Below are 18,754 nucleotides of genomic sequence, written 5' to 3'. Positions count from 1 at the left end.
CCCTGCGCTGGAGACGTCCCGTGGCCCATCGCAAACCAACGCTCCCCACCAAGATCTGCGCCGCGTGCGGCCGGCCGTTCGCTTGGCGCCGGAAATGGGCACGGGACTGGGAGAGCGTGCGCTACTGCTCGGACCGCTGCCGGCAGGCGCGTGGCCGGTTGCCTGCCGTACCGGCCAAGAGCTAGCGTAGACCCATGACCGATCATACCGCCGCCCAGAGCCCCGCCGCCGCGCTGCCGAAGCTGTTCCAGCCGATCACCCTGCGCGGCATCACCGCCCGCAACAGGGTGATGGTGTCGCCGATGTGCCAGTACCACTCGGTGGATGGTGCGCCGACCGACTGGCACATGATGCATCTGGGCCGCCTGGCCGTCGGCGGGGCCGGGATCCTGTTCGGCGAGGAGACGGCGGTGGAGGCGCGCGGGCGCAAGACCCACGAATGCGCCGGTCTCTGGGATAATGCGCAGATCCCGCACTACGCTCGACTGACGGAGTTCATCCGCGAACAGGGCGCGGTGCCGGCGATCCAGATCGGCCATTGCGGCCGCAAAGCCGGCTGCCACGGGGCGGTGAAGGACTGGGCGCCGCTGACCGAGGCTGACGCCGCCGAGGGCCGCCCGCCGTGGCAGGGTCTGGCGCCGAGCCCTATCCCCTACGGACCGGGCTTCATGGCACCGAAGGAGATGGATGCCGACGACATCCGCGCGGTGATCGACGCCTTCGGCGAGGCAGCGCGCCGGGCGGTGGATGCCGGCTACGACATCATCGACGTGCACGGCGCCCACGGCTATCTGCTGCACCAGTTCCTGTCGCCGATCACCAACAAGCGCACCGACGGCTATGGCGGCGACCGCGAGGGGCGGATGCGGCTGCTGCTCGAAGTCACCGAGCAGGTCCGCGCCGTCTGGCCGAAAGACCGACCGGTCTTCGTGCGGTTCTCGGTGGTCGACGGCAAAGGCGGGGTCTGGGGCCTCGAGGACAGCCTGGCGCTGGCCCGGGCGCTGAAGGACCGCGACGTCGATGTGCTCGACATCTCCTCGGGCGGCATCGGCGGCGAGACCGACATGCCGGCCCTGCCCCGCACGCCGGGCTACCACGTGCCCTTCGCCGAGCGCATCCGCGCCGCCACCGGCCTGCCGGTGGTCGCCGTCGGCATGATCACCGATCCGCGCCACGCCGAGGACATCCTGCAGCGGGACCGGGCCGACATCGTCGCCATCGCGCGCGAGTTCATCTGGAATGCCGACTGGGCGGCCCATGCGGCGAAGGCCCTGGGCGTGCCGGGGGCGAACCGGCTGATGCCCGAGGAATACGCCTACCGCCTCGACCTGCGCGACCGGCAACAGGCGATGAGTTTCAACCGGCCCGGAGCCGAGAGCGCGGCGGCCTTCGCCGCCCTGCTCGGCGACACGGAGGCCACGGCGGCGCAATGAGCCGGTTTCTGGCCGGCCGTCTGCTGCAGACGCTTTTCGTCCTGCTTCTGCTGTCGGCCGCCACCTATGCTCTGCTGGGGCTGATGCCGGGCGATCCGGTGGACCTGATGGCCGGCGCCAACCCGGACATCACGCCGGCGGACATCGCCCGGCTGAAGGCCCTGTACGGGCTCGACCGTCCGATCTGGGAACGCTACCTGACCTGGCTGTCGTCGGCGCTGCAGGGCGATTTCGGCTATTCGCGCCTCTATGCCCGGCCGGTGCTGGACATCGTCGCCGACCGGCTGCCGACCACGATCCTGCTGATCGGCCTGTCCCTGGCTCTGGCCCTGGCGGTCGCCCTGCCGGCGGCCATCGTTGCGGCACGCAACCCTGGCGGCCTGGTCGACCGGACGATCAACCTGCTGTGCTTCGCCGGTGTGTCGGTGCCCCCGTTCTGGCTCGCCCTGCTGCTGATCATCCTCTTCGCGGTGACGCTGGGATGGCTGCCGGCGGGCGGCATGTCCTCGGCGTCCGGAGACGGCGGCGTCCTCGACCGCGCCCGGCATCTGGTCCTGCCGGTGCTCACCCTGTCGGCGGCGACGGTGGCCGCCTATACACGGCATCTGCGCTCGGCCCTGATCGAGGTGCTGGGGGAGGATTTCATCCGCACCGCCCGCGCCAAGGGAGTACCGGAGCGCCGGGTGATGACCCGCCACGCCCTGCGCAACGCCCTGCTGCCGGTGGTCACGCTGATCGGTCTCGATCTCGGCTCCCTGGTGTCCGGCGCGCTGATCACCGAGACCATGTTTTCCCAGCTCGGAATGGGGAAGACGATCTACGACGCGGTGATGGGCAACGACTACAACCTCGCCCTGGTCGGGCTGCTGACGGCGGCGGCGGCCACGCTGATCGGCAATCTCGGCGCCGACATCGCCTATGCGAAGCTCGACCCGCGCATCGTCTATCGCGAGGAGCCGGGGGCATGAGGCGGACGGTGCGCGACCCGCTGGCCCTGCTCGCGCTGCTGGTGCTGGCCGCCCTGGCCCTTGCCGCGCTGTTCGCGCCGATGATCGAAGCCGCCATGGGGCTGGATTCCGAGGCGGTCGACCTGTTCAACCGGCTGACCCCGCCCTCGGCGGAACATCCCCTCGGCACCGACGAGCTGGGGCGCGACCTGCTGCTGCGGCTGTTGGAGGGCGGACGGGTGTCGCTCTCCGTCGGCCTTTCGGCGGCCCTGGTCGCCTCGGGGATCGGGACCCTGATCGGCCTGGCGTCGGGCTTTCTCGGCGGACGGCTGGACACGGTGCTCATGCGGATCGCCGACGGGGTGATCGCCCTGCCGCTGCTTCCGCTGCTGATCGTGCTGGCGGCGGTCGATCTGTCCAAGCTCGGCGTGCCGCCGGACATGGCGCAGTCGCAGACCGCCTCTCTGGTCCGGCTGGTGGTGCTGGTCTCCCTGGTCGGCTGGCCGGTGACCGCCCGGCTGGTGCGCGCCTCGACCCTCAGCCTGCGCAAGCGGGAGTTCGTGTCGGCGGCCCGCGCGCTCGGCTATTCGCCCTGGCGGATCGCGCTGCGCCATGTTCTGCCCAACGCGCTGGGCCCGATCCTGGTGGCCGCCACCCTCTCGGTCGGCAATGTGGTGCTGTTCGAGAGCGTGCTGTCGTTTCTCGGCCTCGGGGTGCGCCCGCCGACCCCGAGCTGGGGCAACATGCTGACCGGCGCGCAGGAGCTGATCTGGGAGGCGCCGCGGCTGGCCATCTGGCCAGGCGTGCTGATCTTCGCCACGGTCGTGAGCGTCAATCTGCTCGGCGATGCGCTCCGCGACCGGCTCGATCCCCGGACGGCGCGGAGATGATCGGCGCGGAGAAGAACGGCGCGGCGCTGAAGCCTGCGACGTTCAGTCCCTCCCGCGCCTGTGCGTTGACGCGGGCCGGCCGGCTGACCACTCTGCGGACATGATACGTGCCCTCGCCCTGCTCGCCGTCTTCGTCATGACCCTCGGCCTCGCCGCCTGCGAGGAGGAGCCGGCTGCGCCGCCGCCGCAGAATCAGCGGGCCGGCCTGCCGCCGAACGGCCCGGAATATACCGGCGACCTCTGCGCGGTGATCCGCAACCGCGCGCCCTTCACGGTGACCGGCCGCATCGAACTGAAGGATCACAAGCGCGCCACGTTCCGGCTGGCCCGGAACCAGACGACAAAGCTGTGCCTGACGGGAACGACCTACGGCAACTACACGGTGACGCTGGTGGTCACCAACTTCGTCACGATGCCGATCTTCAGCTGCTACACCACGGTGAACGAGGCGATCGAGATCTTCGCGCGGCCGAACGGCGACGGTTTCACCTACTCGGCGACGTGCCGGTAGCCAATCACCAAGACTGTAATCGTCATCCCGGCGGACCCCGGACCTGATCCGGGGGCCGGCCGGGACCTATCGCGTCCGACGAAACTCGGTCCCGGTCGCCCTCCGGATCAAGTCCGGAGGCCACCGGGATGACGGATCGGGGATTAGCGGGGAGGCTCTTACGCCGCCTTGTCGCCGAGCACGTTTTCGACCAGTTCGGTCCAGTAGCTCGCCCCCCAGGTCAGAACCTCGTCGTTGAAGTCGTAACCCGGATTGTGCAGGCCCTCGCCCGGACCGGCAGGACCGTTGCCGATCCACACATAGGCGCCCGGCTTCTCCTGCAGCATGTAGGCGAAGTCCTCGCCGCCCATGCTGGGCAGAAGGTCGCCGACCACGTTGTCCTTGCCCATCAGGCCGGCCGCGATCTCCGCCGCGACCCCGGCCTCGGCGTCGCTGTTCACGGTCGCCGGATAGCCGTAGCGGAAGTTCAGTTCGCCGCTGCCGCCATTGGCCGCCGGGATGCCTTCGATGATGGCCCGCATCCGCTCCTCGGCCATCTTCATGACCTCCTCGGAATAGGTGCGCACCGTGCCGCGCAGCACGACCGACGGCGGAATGACGTTATAGGCGTCGCCCGCGTGGATCTGCGTCACCGAAACGACGAGGCTGTCGACCGGATGGGTGTTGCGACTGGCGATGGACTGCAGCGCGCCGACCACCTGGGAGGCCACGACGATCGGATCGACCGTCTGGTGCGGCATCGCGGCGTGGCCGCCCTTGCCGTGGATGACCGCGTCGAACACCCCGGTGCCGGCCATCATCGGTCCCGGCATCACGGCGAGCTTGCCGACCTCGAGGCCCGGCCAATTGTGCATGCCCCACACGCTCTCCACCGGGAAGTCCTTGAACAGGCCCTCCTCGATCATCACCCGGCCGCCGCCGCCGCCCTCTTCGGCCGGCTGGAAGATGAAATAGACCGTGCCCTCGAAGTTCCGGGTCTCGGCCAGATACTTCGCCGCGCCCAGCAGCATGGTGGTGTGCCCGTCATGACCGCAGGCGTGCATCTTGCCCTCGGTCTTCGACTTGTAGGGAACGTCGTTGATCTCGTAGACCGGCAGCGCGTCCATGTCGGCGCGCAGGCCGATCGCCCGACCGTTGTCCGTCTTGCCCACCAGCTTGCCGACCACGCCGGTCTTCGCCAGGCCCCGATGCACCTCGACGCCGAACTCCTCGAGCTTCTTGGCGACGAAGTCGGAGGTCAGCACCTCCTCGAAGCAGAGCTCCGGGTTCTCGTGCAGGTACCGGCGCCACTCGGTCATTTCGGCATGGAAATCGGCGATGCGGTTGATGATGGGCATGGAATGGCACTCCCGTTTCGATCGGAGCAGATTAGGGCCGTCCGACGGCGGTGTCACCGTGCTGCAAAGCAACAAAGTGATGCGCGCCGCGAACGGTTGGTCGGGGGCTCTTCAGTCCCCCAGGAACACCCCCGGCGACGGGTATCCGCTGTACCGGTCGCTCTCCAGTCGGCCGAGCGGGCTGCGCCCCTCGGCATAGTCGATGGCCTTCAGTCCCGCCGCGTCGCGGGCGGCCTTGTCCGACCCGGCCGTCAGGAGCTGGACGACCAGCTCTCCGTCCTCCGTGGCCGCCGCCCGCATCAGCGCGGTCTGTCTCTCCCGCGTCCGGTCCGTCGCCGGCAGACCGGCCGACAGGCGGTCGATCTCCGCCGCGTTCAGACGCGGATTGGGCCCGGAGGGTCCCCGACCCTGAAGATAGTCGAGAACGCCGAAACCCTGGGAGTCCAGCACAGCGGGATCGGCGCCGGCGGCCAGGAGCATCTCGATCACCGGCGCCGAGGCCTTGGCCGCCGCATACATCAGCGCCGTGCGATCCGAATGCCAGAGGGAGGAGTGGCTCAGGACCGCGTTCGGGTCCGCCCCGTGCTCCAGAAGCAGGCGGACGGAGTCCGGCCGGTCGAGTTCCGCCGCCGTCATCAGCGGCGTCTTGCCGATCCAGTTGCGGGCGTTCGGATCGACCGTCTGGTCGCCCCGGGCCAGGCCGGCGGTCACGGGCGGCGCCAACGGCCCCTTCTCCAGCAACAGCGTCAGCACGTCGGGCCGGCGCACGGCGACGGAGACGAGGGGGTCCGGCATCCCGCCGACGAAGTCCCAGGCGGCCTCGTCGTCGACCACGCGCAGCATGGTCATCGGCACCGAGGCCCGATCCGGCGCGCCGTCGATCAGCGCCGCGATGTCGGCGAGAGGCGCGCCCTCCAGGATCATGTAGCGCAGGCCGGAGCGATCCGGCGCCGCCCAATATCCCTCGTAGGCCGGGAGCAGCAGGGCGGCATGCGCCGCCTGCACGGCCTGCGCCTCGGCCAACCCGTTCGTGCGCCGATAGCGCTCGGCCAGGACCGGCAGGGCCGCGTCGAACAGCACGGCCACGGGCGCGAAGCGGGTGCGGTTGGAGAGATTGAGCATCGACCAGGTTTCCAGCGGCCGATGCGTCGCCTGGGGTTCGCCCCGCTCCGCGTCGGCCAGCAGGGTCTCCGGAATCACCCGGATTGCCAGATCGTCTGCGGTTCTGCTTCGATAATAGGCATAGCGGATGGTGCCCAGGCTGGGGACGTCCAGCGCCTCCTCGAACCGGCCGGAAAGCGCCTCGAAATAACGCTCGGCCTCCGGCGGCAGCGCCCATTCCGCATCGTCGCACTCGAAGACCGGCAGGAAGTTGTCCCGCGTGCTGCCGAAATACGGCTCCGCCAGCTCCAGATAGGCCGGCCGACGCTTCAGGACCTTGCAGTCGAGGGCGAAGGTGTCGGTCTTCTCGGCGCCGGATTCATGGGCGACGTAGCGCAGCACCTCCAGTACCGCGTCCTGTTCCAGCGGGTCCTTCTCCTGGATGCCCTGCTCGCTCATCCAGTCCGGCCAGTACGGCCAGGCATAGTCGTCCGGCGGGCCCGCCTGGATCTTCGCCACGGCCCGGGCCATGACCGCCCGTTTCTCAGCCTCAGTCGACGGCGTCTGCGGGAGCCAGACATCCAGGGCGACGATCAGGTGAAAGGCGGCCAGCAGATCGGTCGGTGCCGCCGCCCGCAGCATGTCGACCGCACGCGGCGGATCCTGCGGCAGAGCCCGGATCGCGTCCTCGAGCGACCCGGCACGCGCCGCGCCGCCCAGACTTCCCAGAACCAGCGCCAGAACCGCGATCGCGGGCCAGCCCGGTCGAACCATCGACATTCCATCCTCCCGACAGGGTCGTCGGGCGGATGGAACATCGACTTGGGGCAGAAAGTATAGAGTCGTCTGTGACGCGCCCCGTCTTTCGCCCCGCCCGGTGCCGGGCCTTACGGCGTCATGGTCGGGCCGAGGGCCCGGCGCTCGGTGATCGTACCGGTCACCGCCACGCCGTTCTTCACCACCATGCGGTGGTTGGCCCGGCGGGCGACCTTGGTGATGTCGGCCAGCGGGTCGCCGTCGACGACCAGCATGTCGGCGGCCTTGCCCTCGGCGATGGTGCCGCGGTCCTCGAGACGCATGAGATCGCAGCCGTTGCGGGTGGAGAAGGTGATCGCGTCCATCGGGCTGATCCCGGTCTCCTCGACCATGTATTCCAGCTCCAACGCATTCTCGCCGTGCTTGTTGTACGGCGTGCCCGCGTCGGTCCCCATGGCGATCTTGCCGCCGGCCTCGTAGAACTTCTTGATCGAGGCGACGTGGTGGACGACCACCCGCTCGCACTTCTCGACCGCATAGGCGGGGACGCCGTGGTCCTTGTTGGCCAGGATGTTCTTCACCGCCGCCAGGGTCGGGACGAGATAGGTGCCGTGGGACAGCATCTCCTCCACGCACTCGTCGGTCATGAAGATGCCGTGCTCGATAGAGTCCACCCCGCCGCGGACCGCGTTGAGGATGCCTTCGGAGCCCTGGGCATGGCTGGCGCAGGTGCGGTGGAAGCGATGACCCTCGGAGATGCCGGCCTTCATTTCCTCCGCCGTGTAGTGAGCGTCCTCCGGGTTCACGCCCGGGGTCATCACGCCGCCGGTGGCCATGATCTTGATCAGGTCGGAGCCGGCATGGATCTGCTCGCGCACGGCCTTGATCACCTCGTCGACACCATCGGCGATGCGACCGTTGCGGTGGCCGTGCCCGCCGGTCATGCAGACCACCTTGCCCGAGGCGCGGATGGTCGGGCCGAGCTGGCGGCCGGTGTTGCAGGCGTCGCGCACGGCGAACTCAAGATAATCCTTGCCGCCGCAGTCGCGCACCGCGGTGATGCCGCCGCGCAGGGAGGTCTGGGCGTTGTCCAGCGCCTTCATGGTGAGCTGGCTTTCGCGCAGGGCGATCATCGACGCCCAAGGGTTCCCCTCGGCGCCGTAGCACAGATGGACGTGGCAATCGACGAGACCGGGCAGCAGCGTGCCGCCGGAGGTGTCGACCCGCTCGCCCGCAAAGCCGGCGAACTCGGCGAGCGGAGCGACGCGCTGGATGACCGCTCCCTCGACCAGCACGCCATGATCTTCGAGGACATTGCCGGCGCCGTCGATGACGCGGCCGCCGGAGTACAAGGTGGCCATTAAGGGCTCTCCCATTGGTGAGGTTCTACCCCCGCTTATCCGATCGGCCTAAGCCCCTACAAGCCCACACGTTCCACTCAATTGCAGGCTGCAGACAAGCACGTGGCTCTGGCGGTGATATTCCTCTACCGTCTATACACAGTGAGCGGGCGATTTTCCGCCCTCCTCAATCTGCACCCGTGCGGGGAGCCTCACTGTGAGCAATGACACCTCAGCGTCGTCCAGGGTGGGCTTGAAGCCGGTAGACTGGATGGTGGCGGCCGTTGCCGCGATCGCCTGTTTTGTCCTGATGTTGAAGCTGGGGAGTTTCCACGTTACGCCGCCCAGGTCACTCGACGGCGGATGGCAGGCGGCGCTGCAGGTCGCCTGGCTTCACGATCTCCAGTTCGGCCGCGACATCGTCTTTCCCCACGGCCCCTACGGCGCTTTCTACGCCCAACTCTACAGGCCGGACCTTGTCGGCCTCTGGTACCTGGTCAACCTCTCCCTCACCGGTGCGCTGGCGGTCGCCCTGGTCTGGTCGCTACGGATCATCGCCGGTCCGGGATCGGGATGGCAGGTCCTGGGCAGCCTGCTCGCGGTCGTCGCCGCAGCTGCCCTGGCTCCAGGACCGGACGGGGTCTGGATGCTGCCCTCCTTTCTGCTGCTCAGCCTCGCCCTGGACGACCGGAACGCACCGCTGCCGCTGATCATCCTGCTGGTCCTCGTGCTGGCGTTGGCGACCCTGGTGAAGTTCTCCTTCCTGGTCATGGGCGTCACCGCCGTGGTGGCCTGGAGCGTGGCCGCGGCCTATCGGCGCGATGCTCTGGCGCTGGTCGCGCTCCCCTTGTACGCCGCGGCGGTCGTCCTGCTCTGGCTGGCTGCGGGGCAGGAACTGTCCGGGATGCTCGACTGGATGCGCGCCTCCTTCGAGGTCGGGCGGGGCTACGGGGCCGCCATGTCCCTCACCAGCAACCCGTTCGATCTCGCCGTGTTCGGGACGCTCGTAATCCTTCTGCTGCTCGGCGTCTGGTCCGGCTCCCAGGACAATGCCGCACGCTTCGTCAGGGCGGTCGTGGTCCTCGGCTGGCTGGGACTGTTCCTCCTGGTCGCCAAGGCGGGGTTCGTGCGGCACGACGGTCATGCGACCTTCCCCTTCGAGATGGTCGTGGTCACGGCGGTCATCCTGGTCGCCCAGGGGCTGTCGCCCCGACGCAAGATGGGTGGGAACCTGGCGTTTCAGATCCTGTTGCTGGTCGCTGCGGCGGGGTGGCTGGAAGTCGCCCATACCCGTCTCACGCCGAGCGGATACCGCATCGAGGAGCAGATCGCCGACCGGGTACGCCACGCGCCGGCGCTCCTTCTGGAAATCGCCAACGATCTGCTCTCCGACGAGGGCAAGGCGGCCGAGTACCGGGTGGCGGCGGACGAGTCCCGCGCCTTGCTCGGCGGCCCGCATCCGCGGATCGCGTCCGCCGCATCGATCGACGTCTTTCCGTTCCTGAGCGCCCCGCCGATCCTGGCCGGCCTCCCGTACCACCCCCGGCCGGTGGTCCAGTCCTATCAGGCGTATCTCCCCTCCCTTGCCGAGCGCGACGTCGAGCAGGTCCGCCGGGACGGGGCGGAGGTCTATGTGCTGCATCTCCGCAGCATCGACACCCGTCCGGCCATGGCCGATGGCGGCTATCTGTGGCCGGAATTCCTGTCGCTCTACGATCCGGTGGATCAGGTTCCTCTGGGCCTGCTGATCGAGCGGCGCCAGGAGCAGTTGACGCTCGACAGCCGAACCGTGATCGACGCGAAGGCCGTCTACAACACCTGGATCGATCTGCCGGAAACCGCCGCCGGCGCGATCCTGCAGGTGCACGGAGACATCCGGCCGACCCCGCTGGGGCGGCTCTTCGCCCTAGGCTTCAAGCCGCCGCGGATCACGATCACCCTGCGCGACGCGCAGGGACAGGAGAAGACCCGCCGGCTGGTGCCCGGCCAGTTCGGTTCCGGCTTCCCCGTCTCGCCGGTCCTGGGCTCGGCGGAGGACATTCGTGCGCTGTTCGACGGCGAGGCCGCCGGCGCTCCGGTCACCGCTTTCCGGATCAATGCCGCCTGGCTGCAGCAGGCGTTCTGGGGCGAGGGTTTCGCCCTAACCGTGACCGAGATCCGTCGCCCCGGCCAGGGCTGAGAGCGCGCCGTCGATCTCCGCCGCGTCCGGCAGAGCGGCGGCCGCGCCCGGACGCGTGCAGGTAAGTCCGGCCGCCACGGACGCCCGCCGCAGCGCATCCGGGAGGACGCGCCCGGCATCGAGAGCGGCCGCCAGCATGCCGACGAAAGCGTCGCCCGCGCCGACCGTGTCGACCGCCTGCACCGGCAGCGTGGCGACCCTGTAACCGCGGCCGTCCGGCATCGCCGCAATCGCCCCCTCGCCGCCCAGGGTGATGACGCAGGTCAGGCCGTGAGTCGCCGCAAGGCCGCGTGCGGTCTGAGCCGCCGGTGCCGAACCGCCTGCCAGCACCGCCGCCTCGCCCTGGTTCAGAACCAGCAGATCGACGGTGCGCAGCACCTCCGGCGACAGGGGCCGGGCCGGCGCGAGATTGAGGACGGTACGCGCACCCGCCCGCTTTGCCGCCGCCAGGGCTTCCTCGGTCGCCGCTTGCGGGATTTCCATCTGGCAGACGAGCGTGTCGCCCGACCCGAGTCCGATGCCGTCCAGCAGGGCGGCGGTCACCGCCATGTTGGCGCCGCTGCCGACGACGATCTGATTCTCTCCCGAGCGCTCCACCATCACCACGGCCGTGCCGGTGGCCCCGGGAACCGCCCGCACGCCCGAGACGTCGCAGCCGGCGGCCGACAGCGAGTCCAGCACGGGCGCCCCGAGCCCGTCCTCGCCGACGCAGCCGACGAACCGGGTCCGTGCACCCGCCCTGGCGGCGGCGGTCGCCTGGTTCGCCCCCTTGCCGCCGGGAAGCTGCACGATCTCGCGGGTCAGCACGGTCTCGCCGGGTGCCGGCAGCCGGTCGAGATTGAACAGAAGATCGACGTTGAGTGAGCCGAAGACGGTGATCATGACATGCCCTCGATCCGAAACCATCGGGTGGTCAGCGCCGACGACGGTGGCAAACCGTCCGGCCGTCCGCAAAAGAAAACGGCGCCCGAAGGCGCCGTTGTCGTCAGGCCAGGCCCTCCGGCCGCGCCGGCGGCGCCAGGATCGGGCTGTCCGGGATGCGGCCTTCCTCGATGCCGTGGCAGGCCACGATGGCGCCGTCGCCCAGCGCGCGCGGCTTCGGGATCTCCGCCCGGCAGCGGTCGTTGGCGAAGGGGCAGCGCGGATGGAACGTGCAGCCCGACGGCGGATTGATCGGGTTCGGCACTTCGCCGGCCACCGGCATCCGCTCGCGGCCGGTCATGTCCAGATCCGGGATCGTGTCCAGCAGCAGTCGCGTGTAGGGATGGCGCGGCGTCGCGAACAGCGTCTTGGCCGGCGCCACCTCGACCAGCTTGCCCAGGTACATGACACCGACCCGGTCGCTGATGTGATAGACGACCGCCAGGTTGTGGCTGATGAACAGATAGGTCAGCCCGAACTCGCGCTGCAGATCCTTCATCAGGTTCAGGATCTGCGCCTGCACCGACACGTCCAGCGCCGAGGTCGGCTCGTCGCAGACCAGGAACTCCGGCTCCGACGCCAGAGCACGCGCGATCGAGATGCGCTGGCGCTGACCGCCGGAGAACTCGTGCGGGTACTTCTCGCCGTCGCGCGGGTTCAGCTTCACCGTCTCCAGCAGGTGACCGACGCGGGCGTCGATCGCCGCCGGACCCTCGGCCAGGCCGAAGGCACGGATCGGCTCGGCGATGATGTCGCGCACCCGCCAGCGCGGGTTCAGGCTGGCATAGGGATCCTGGAAGATCATCTGCAGCCGGCGGCGCATCGGCGCCATCTGCTGGCGCGACAGGCCGGCAATGTCCCGGCCCTCCAACTCGATCGATCCTTCCGTCGGGCCGTACAGCCCGACGATCAGCCGCGCAACCGTGGACTTGCCGCAGCCGGACTCACCGACCAGTCCGAAGGTCTCGCCCTGGCCGATCTCGAAGTCGATGCCGTCGACCGCCCGCAGGGTCTGCTTGGGCTGGCGCTCGATCATCCGGTTCAGCCAGGGAGCCGACACGTCGAAATGACGCTTCAGCCCCTGGACCTTGAGCATGGCGACCTCATGGCCGCCCGCATCGCGGATCTTCGCCCGGGCCTCGCGCTTCTTCGCCACCGCCTCAGCCATTGTTCTTCTCCAGCACAGCATCGGCCTTGGTGTTCGCCACCAGCGTCTTCGACGCATCCTTGCTCCGCCCGTCCTGGCCATCGTACAGCCAGCAGGCGGTCCAGCTGTCCTCCACGGGCAGCAGGTCCGGGCGCACGGTGCGGCACTTGTCGAAGGCGTGCGGGCAGCGCGGATTGAAGGCGCAGCCGGTCGGGATGTCGGTCAGCCGCGGCATCGAGCCGGGGATCTGCTCCAGCCGCTCGCTGTCATGGCCGATCGACGGGATCGAGCCCATCAGGCCGTGGGTATAGGGATGCTTGGCGTTCTTGATCACCTCGCGCACCGGACCGATCTCGGCGATCCGGCCGGCATACATCACCGCAACCCGGTCGGCGGTCTCGGCGATGACGCCCATGTCGTGGGTCACCAGCATGACAGCGGTGCCGTGCTCGCGGCACAGCCGCTTCAGCAGGGCGATGATCTGCGCCTGGATCGACACGTCGAGTGCGGTGGTCGGCTCGTCGGCGATGATCAGCCGCGGGTTCACGCAGAGCGCGAGCGCGATCACCACGCGCTGGCGCATGCCGCCGGAGAACTGGTGCGGGAACTGGTCGACCCGCCTCTCCGGCGCCGGAATCCCGACTTCGGTCAGCAGCTCGATAGCCCGGGCCCGCGCCTGGGTCGGCGTCATGTCGGTATGGGTCTGGATCGTCTCCACCAGCTGACGGCCGACCGAGTAGAGCGGGTTCAGGCTGGTCAGCGGATCCTGGAAGATCGCGCCGATCCGCTTGCCGCGGATCCGCCGCATCTTCTCGTAGGGCAGATTGTCGATCCGCTCGCCCTCGAGCAGGATCTTGCCGCTGGCGACCCGGCCCGGCGGTTCCAGCAGGCCGATGATGGCGGCCCCGGTCATGGACTTGCCGGCGCCGGACTCGCCGACCACGCCCAGCACCTCGCCCTCATCGATATGCAGCGAGATGTCGTTGACGGCGGTCAGCGTGCCCCGGCGGGTGGGGAACTCTACGACGAGGTTTTCGACTTCAAGCAGGGGCATCGGATCAGCGCAGCTTCGGGTTCAGGGCGTCACGCAGCCAGTCGCCCAGGAGGTTGACGGCGAGCACCAGAATGGCCAGGGCGGCGCCGGGGAAGATCGTGATCCACCATTCGCCGGAGAACAGGTAGTCGTTGCCGACGCGGATCAGCGTGCCGAGCGACGGCTCGGTCGGCGGCAGGCCGACACCGAGGAACGACAGGGTCGCCTCCGCGATGATCGCCAGCGCGAGCTGAATGGTGGCGATGACCAGCACCGGGCCGAGCACGTTCGGCAGGATGTGGCGCCACATGATCAGCGACGGCCGGATGCCGATGACGCGGGCCGCCTGGACGTATTCCTTGTTGCGCTCGACCATGGTGGAGCCGCGCACCGTACGGGCGTACTGCACCCAGTTCGACAGGCCGATGGACAGGATCAGCACCGCATAGGCCAAGTCGGCCTGGTTCTGCAGCTCGATCACGCCGCGCAGCACGCCGTTGATCAGCAGGGCGATCAGGATCGAGGGGAAGGAGAGCTGGATCTCGGCGACGCGCATGATGAAGGCGTCGATCGCGCCACCGACGAAGCCGGAGATCAGGCCGAGGCCGACCCCCAGGATCAGCGACAGGATCACGCTGGCAAAGCCGATCAGCAGCGAGACGCGGCTGCCGTAGATGATCGCCGACAGCACGTCGCGGCCCTGGATGTCGGTGCCCAGCAGGAAGCGCGGATCGCCGTCTTCCATCCAGGCCGGCGGCAGCGAGGCGTCGAGCAGCGAGATCGACGCCAGATCGAACGGATTGTGCGGCGCCACCAGCGGCCCGAAGGCCGCCATGAAGAAGTACAGGAAGGTCACCGCCGCGGCGAGCATGGTCACCGGCGACCGGGTGAAGCTGTACCAGATGTCGCCGTCGAAGAACCGGCGCACGCCGTCGAACATCCCAGACCCCTTGGTCATGTTGGTATCAGCCATGGCCGCTGGCCTTTCCGGTATCCACGCGCAGGCGCGGGTCGACCACGTAGTAGAGCATGTCCACGATCAGGTTGATCACGACGAAGAAGAAGGCGATCAGCATCAGATACGCCGCCATGATCGGGATATCGACGTTGGTCACCGCCTGCAGGAACATCTGCCCCATGCCCGGCCACTGGAACACGGTCTCGGTGATGATCGCGAAGGCGATGATCGAGCCGAGCTGCAGGCCGGTGATGGTGATCACCGGGACCAGCGTGTTCTTCAGCGCGTGGCCGAAATGGACGGCGCGGTTGGACAGCCCCCGGGCCCTGGCGAACTTGATGTAGTCGGTGCGCAGCACTTCGAGCATCTCGGAGCGCACCAGACGCATGATCAGGGTGAGCTGGAACAGACCCAGGGTGATCGACGGCATGATCAGCGACTTCCAGCCGTCCAGGGTCAGGAACCCGGTCTTCCACAGCCCGATATCCACCAGCCCGCCGCGCCCGAACGAGGGCAGCCAGTTGAGCTGAACGGAGAAGAAGAAGATCAGCAGAATACCGATCAGGAAGGTCGGCAGGCTGATGCCCACCAGGGATACGGACAACAATACTTTGGACAGGAAACCGTCGCGGTTCAGGCCTGCATAGACGCCCATGGGCACGCCGACCAGAAGCGAGAACACCGCCGAGACCAGCGCCAGTTCCAGCGTCGCGGGCATCCGCTCCACCAGCATCTCGGCCACCGGGCGCTTGTGCTGATAGGAGACCCCGAACTCGCCGGTGGCGGCCTTGGAGATGTACCGGCCGAACTGGACCAGGAACGGATCGTTAAGGCCGAGACGCTCGCGCAGGGCTTCGCGTTCCGCGATGCTGGTCTCGATGCCGACCATCTGGTTCACCGGGTCGCCGACGAACCGGAACATCGAGAACGATACCAGCGCCACGAAGAACATGACGAATAGCGATTGTATCAACCGTCTTAGAATGAAAGCGACCATAGGGCGCGCAACCTGAAACCGAAAAAGGTCAAAAATCGGTGGTCCTGGCCCACCCTCAGGCGGACCAGGACCGGTTTAGTATCCGAATGCTTCAGTCCACTTTGACGTAGTCAAGCATGAACTGGTTATCGGCGCGCTGCACCAGCGAAATGTTGCTGCGCTTGCCCCAGGCCAGAGCCTGCTGGTGGAGCGGGATGTAGCCGCGCTCGTCGTGCAGGATCGTGTAGGCCTCGCGGATGTAGTCGTTCCGCTTCTCCTCGTCGGTCTCGGAGAGGACCAGGTCGGTCAGCTCGTCGAACCGGGCGTTGGAGTAGCCGCCGTTGTTGAACTTGCCGCGGCCGCTTTCCAGGTCCGGGGTGCCGATGATGTTGAACATCACGTTCCAGCTATCCAGCGAGCTCGGCGTCCAGCCCAGCAGGTAGAAGCTGGTGTCCCGCTTCGGGGCCAGGATCTTGGCGAAATACTGGGCCTTCGGCTGAGCGAGCAGATTCACCTTCACGTCGATGCGGGCCAGCATTGCCACGACCGCCTGACAGATCGCCTCGTCGTTGACGTAGCGGTTGTTCGGGCAGTCCAGGGTGATCTCGAAACCGTCCGGATAGCCGGCTTCGGTCAGCAGCTTCTTGGCCAGCTTGGCATCCGGCTCCAGGCGCTTGAACTCGTCGGAATACTTGTACAGCAGCGGCGAGATCATGAGGGCCGACGGGGTCGACAGGCCGCGCATCACCTTCTTCTGGATCAGCTCGACGTCGATCGCGCGGTAGAACGCCTCACGGACGCGGACGTCCTTGAACGGGTTCTTGCCCTTGACGCTGGAATGCAGCAGCTCGTCGCGCTCCTGATCCATGCCCAGGAAGATCGTGCGCAGCTCCGGGCCGCCCAGGACTTCCGTGTTCGGGTCGCTCTCCAGGCGGTTCATGTCCTGAACCGGCACCGGGTACATCATGTCGATCTCGCCCGACAGCAGCGCGGCCACGCGGGTGGAGTCGGAGCCGATCGGGGTGAAGATCACCTCGGTCAGGTTGTGGTTCTTGTTCGCGTCATCCCACCAATTCGGGTTCGGGACCAGGACCGTCTTCACGTCGGTCTCGCGCGACTTGATCATGAACGGACCCGTGCCGTTCGCGTTCCGGGTGGAGTAGTTCTCCTTGCCGGCGGTCACGTCGGTCGGATCCTCGGCGCCGTTGGCCTCGGACCACTCCTTGTCCATGATGTACCAGGTGCCCCACTCGTTCGCGAGGGTCGGGACCGGCACTTCGGTGACGAAGTCGACCGTGTAGTCGTCGACCTTCACAACGTCGACGACGCCTGCGAGGCGGCCCTTGAGGTCGGAGCCTTCCTTGCGCACGCGCTCGGCGGAGAACAGCACGTCATCGGCATTGAAGTCGTTGCCGTTCTGGAACTTCACGCCCTTGCGGAGGTTGAAGCGCCAGCGGGTCGGCTCGACGATTTCCCAGCTCTCGGCCAGGGCCGGCTCGATCTGCAGGTCCGGACCGCGGCGGATCAGACCCTCGTAGATGTTGCCCTGCAGGCTGAGGGTGAAGGTCTCGCTCAGCGAGTACGGATCGAGCGACTGTGCATCGCCCTGGAAGGCCCACTTGAAGGTCTTGGCATCCGCCGAGGTGGCGCCAAAAGCTCCAAGGACTGCGGCTGCCGTAGCGGCGGCCAGCAAAAGATTTACGCATTACAACTAGCTCCCACGTGTGTGCCAATGGACGACGGTCCAACACGTAGCCGATCCGAGAAAACGCCAGAATCGGAACGGCAGAGGCCGACGTTCGCATTGTTGGCGCCGAGCCCCAGGCCCGGCACGTCGGGGGGACTTAACCGGGGGATACCAACCGCGTCAATGTGCACATGCAGCACAGCCGCGTCAGAGCGGATTTTCTAGCAGCGGTTCACAGGAGCCCCACCACCGCCCCGGTGGACAGGGTGGAGAGCGTCCCCGCAACAAGGGATTTCGGCGCCAGCCCGGCGATTTCTCCGCGCCGATCCGGCATCATCGTGGCCAGCCCGCCGATCATGATCCCCAGGCTGCCGAAATTCGCGAAGCCGCAGAGCGCATAGAGCATGATCAGTTCGGAGCGTTCGCTCAGGGTGCCCTCCGGAAGCCTGGCGAACTCCAGATAAGCCAGCAGCTCGTTCAGCGCCGTCTTGGTTCCCATCAGACGGCCGGCCTCCCCCGCCTCCTCCCAGGGAATGCCGATCATCCAGACCAGGGGGCCGAACAGCCAGCCGAAGAGCATGCCCAGGGTCACCGGCCTGCCCTGGATCTCCGGCAGCAGCCCGAGCACCGTGTCGACCAGGCTGACCAGGGCGACCATGACCAGCAGCATGGCGAGAATCGACAGGAACAGCTTCAGCCCCTGCTCGGTCCCCTGGGTGATCGCGTCCATCAGGTTGGCGGCGGGCGAGACGATCTCCAGATGGCCGGGGGTGGGCGGGCCGTGGCGCGGCACCATGATCGCGGCGATGGCGATGGCCGCCGGCGCGCTGATGATCGAGGCGGTGATCAGATGGCCGATGCCGTTCTCCACCACCGGCGCCACGAAACTGCCGTAGAGCGCCAGCACGGTCCCGGCGATGGTCGCCATGCCGGCGGTCATGACCATGAACAGCTCGCCCCGGTCGAGCCGGTGCAGGTAGTTGCGAGCGAACAGCGGCGCCTCGATCATCCCGAAGAACACGTTGGCGGCACAGCACAGCCCGACCGGACCGCCGATCCCGAAGGCCCGCTCCAGCGCCGCCGCGAAGCCGCGCACGATCCACGGCAGGATCCGCAGATGGATCAGCGCCGCGGTCAGCGCGCTGACGACCAGAACCAGCGGCAGCGCCTGGAACGCCAGCACGAAGGCGGCGCCCGGATAGGTCTCCTGGAACGGCAGCGCTGCCCCGCCGAGATAGCCGAAGACCAGGGAGGTCCCGGCCTTGGTCGCCGCCTGCAGGGCCAGGAAGGCGTCGTTCAGCGCGGCCACCCCGTCGCGCAGGACGGCGACCTTCAGCATCGCCAATGCCAGGACAACCTGCAGGACGATGCCGACCGCCGGCACCCGCCAGCCGACGGCGCGACGATCCTCGCTCAGCGCCCAGGCGATCGCGAAGATCGCCAGGAGTCCGATCCCGGAATGAAGCTGCGCCATGTCACCCCCGCGTTCAGCGCACTGCCGGCCCGCCGCTCTTGATGGGCTGACGGACCTGCTCAGG

The 18,754-nt window shown here is 68.0% G+C and carries 16 protein-coding genes; 6 read left to right on the top strand and 10 right to left on the bottom strand.

Going from position 1 to position 18,754, the window contains the following annotated elements; genetic code table 11:
* The first annotated feature begins 20 nt into the window (after positions 1-20).
* From T8K17_RS12035 to T8K17_RS12015, 5 genes are all read left to right on the top strand, one after another.
* Positions 21-185 carry a DUF2256 domain-containing protein gene (locus T8K17_RS12035; protein ID WP_322334749.1) on the top strand — a complete coding sequence of 55 codons (165 nt, stop codon included), beginning with the start codon at positions 21-23 and terminating at the stop codon, positions 183-185.
* Positions 186-194: 9 nt separating this feature from the next.
* Positions 195-1,433 carry an NADH:flavin oxidoreductase/NADH oxidase gene (locus T8K17_RS12030; protein ID WP_322334748.1) on the top strand — a complete coding sequence of 413 codons (1,239 nt, stop codon included), beginning with the start codon at positions 195-197 and terminating at the stop codon, positions 1,431-1,433.
* Positions 1,430-2,401 (top strand): ABC transporter permease, encoded by a 972-nt coding sequence (locus T8K17_RS12025; RefSeq protein WP_322334747.1) that lies wholly within the window; start codon positions 1,430-1,432, stop codon positions 2,399-2,401. The genes T8K17_RS12030 and T8K17_RS12025 overlap by 4 nt, the downstream gene beginning before the upstream one ends.
* Positions 2,398-3,270, top strand: coding sequence for an ABC transporter permease (locus tag T8K17_RS12020; RefSeq protein WP_322334746.1), 873 nt, complete (start codon positions 2,398-2,400; stop codon positions 3,268-3,270). Before T8K17_RS12025 ends, T8K17_RS12020 begins: the two co-directional genes overlap by 4 nt.
* A 100-nt stretch (positions 3,271-3,370) precedes the next feature.
* The gene (locus T8K17_RS12015) at positions 3,371-3,781 is read left to right on the top strand and encodes a hypothetical protein (RefSeq protein WP_322334745.1); all 411 of its coding nucleotides are present in this window, start codon (positions 3,371-3,373) and stop codon (positions 3,779-3,781) included.
* Between the two features lie 158 nt (positions 3,782-3,939).
* On the opposite strand, the gene T8K17_RS12010 is transcribed toward T8K17_RS12015, so the two are convergent.
* The 3 genes from T8K17_RS12010 to T8K17_RS12000 all read right to left on the bottom strand — a co-directional run bounded on the left by T8K17_RS12010 (position 3,940) and on the right by T8K17_RS12000 (position 8,336).
* Positions 3,940-5,118, bottom strand: coding sequence for a M20 aminoacylase family protein (locus tag T8K17_RS12010; protein ID WP_322334744.1), 1,179 nt, complete (start codon positions 5,116-5,118; stop codon positions 3,940-3,942).
* A gap of 111 nt (positions 5,119-5,229) precedes the next feature.
* Positions 5,230-6,999 (bottom strand): ankyrin repeat domain-containing protein, encoded by a 1,770-nt coding sequence (locus T8K17_RS12005; RefSeq protein ID WP_322334743.1) that lies wholly within the window; start codon positions 6,997-6,999, stop codon positions 5,230-5,232.
* Positions 7,000-7,106: 107 nt separating this feature from the next.
* Entirely contained in the window at positions 7,107-8,336 is a 1,230-nt protein-coding gene (locus T8K17_RS12000; protein ID WP_322334742.1) for an amidohydrolase family protein, read from the bottom strand.
* A gap of 196 nt (positions 8,337-8,532) precedes the next feature.
* Here T8K17_RS12000 and T8K17_RS11995 point away from each other — a divergent pair, with 196 nt between their 5' ends.
* A complete protein-coding gene (locus T8K17_RS11995; protein ID WP_322334741.1) occupies positions 8,533-10,494 on the top strand; it encodes a hypothetical protein in 1,962 nt (653 codons plus the stop codon).
* Here the strand turns inward: T8K17_RS11995 and T8K17_RS11990 are convergent.
* The 7 genes from T8K17_RS11990 to T8K17_RS11960 form a co-directional block, all read right to left on the bottom strand.
* The gene (locus T8K17_RS11990; protein WP_322334740.1) at positions 10,456-11,376 is read right to left on the bottom strand and encodes a ribokinase; all 921 of its coding nucleotides are present in this window, start codon (positions 11,374-11,376) and stop codon (positions 10,456-10,458) included. The genes T8K17_RS11995 and T8K17_RS11990 overlap by 39 nt on opposite strands.
* A 103-nt stretch (positions 11,377-11,479) precedes the next feature.
* Positions 11,480-12,583 (bottom strand): oligopeptide/dipeptide ABC transporter ATP-binding protein, encoded by a 1,104-nt coding sequence (locus T8K17_RS11985; protein ID WP_322334739.1) that lies wholly within the window; start codon positions 12,581-12,583, stop codon positions 11,480-11,482.
* A complete protein-coding gene (locus T8K17_RS11980; RefSeq protein WP_322334738.1) occupies positions 12,576-13,616 on the bottom strand; it encodes an ABC transporter ATP-binding protein in 1,041 nt (346 codons plus the stop codon). Before T8K17_RS11980 ends, T8K17_RS11985 begins: the two co-directional genes overlap by 8 nt.
* Positions 13,617-13,620: 4 nt before the next feature.
* Entirely contained in the window at positions 13,621-14,568 is a 948-nt protein-coding gene (locus T8K17_RS11975; RefSeq protein WP_322334737.1) for an ABC transporter permease, read from the bottom strand.
* Positions 14,561-15,550: an ABC transporter permease gene (locus T8K17_RS11970; RefSeq protein WP_322334736.1), complete on the bottom strand. Its 990-nt coding sequence runs from the start codon at positions 15,548-15,550 to the stop codon at positions 14,561-14,563. The genes T8K17_RS11975 and T8K17_RS11970 overlap by 8 nt, the downstream gene beginning before the upstream one ends.
* 91 nt (positions 15,551-15,641) lie before the next feature.
* Complete coding sequence (locus tag T8K17_RS11965; protein ID WP_322334735.1) at positions 15,642-17,222, bottom strand: ABC transporter substrate-binding protein; 1,581 nt, start codon at positions 17,220-17,222, stop codon at positions 15,642-15,644.
* Between the two features lie 226 nt (positions 17,223-17,448).
* On the bottom strand, positions 17,449-18,690 hold the full coding sequence (locus T8K17_RS11960; RefSeq protein WP_322334734.1) for a NupC/NupG family nucleoside CNT transporter: 1,242 nt from the start codon (positions 18,688-18,690) through the stop codon (positions 17,449-17,451).
* Positions 18,691-18,754 lie beyond the last annotated feature (64 nt).

The organism is Thalassobaculum sp. OXR-137, from assembly GCF_034377285.1.
In the GTDB taxonomy this organism is placed as follows: domain Bacteria; phylum Pseudomonadota; class Alphaproteobacteria; order Thalassobaculales; family Thalassobaculaceae; genus Thalassobaculum.
Note: the sequence above shows the minus strand (reverse complement) of the source record. Positions and strands in the feature narration are given on the sequence as shown.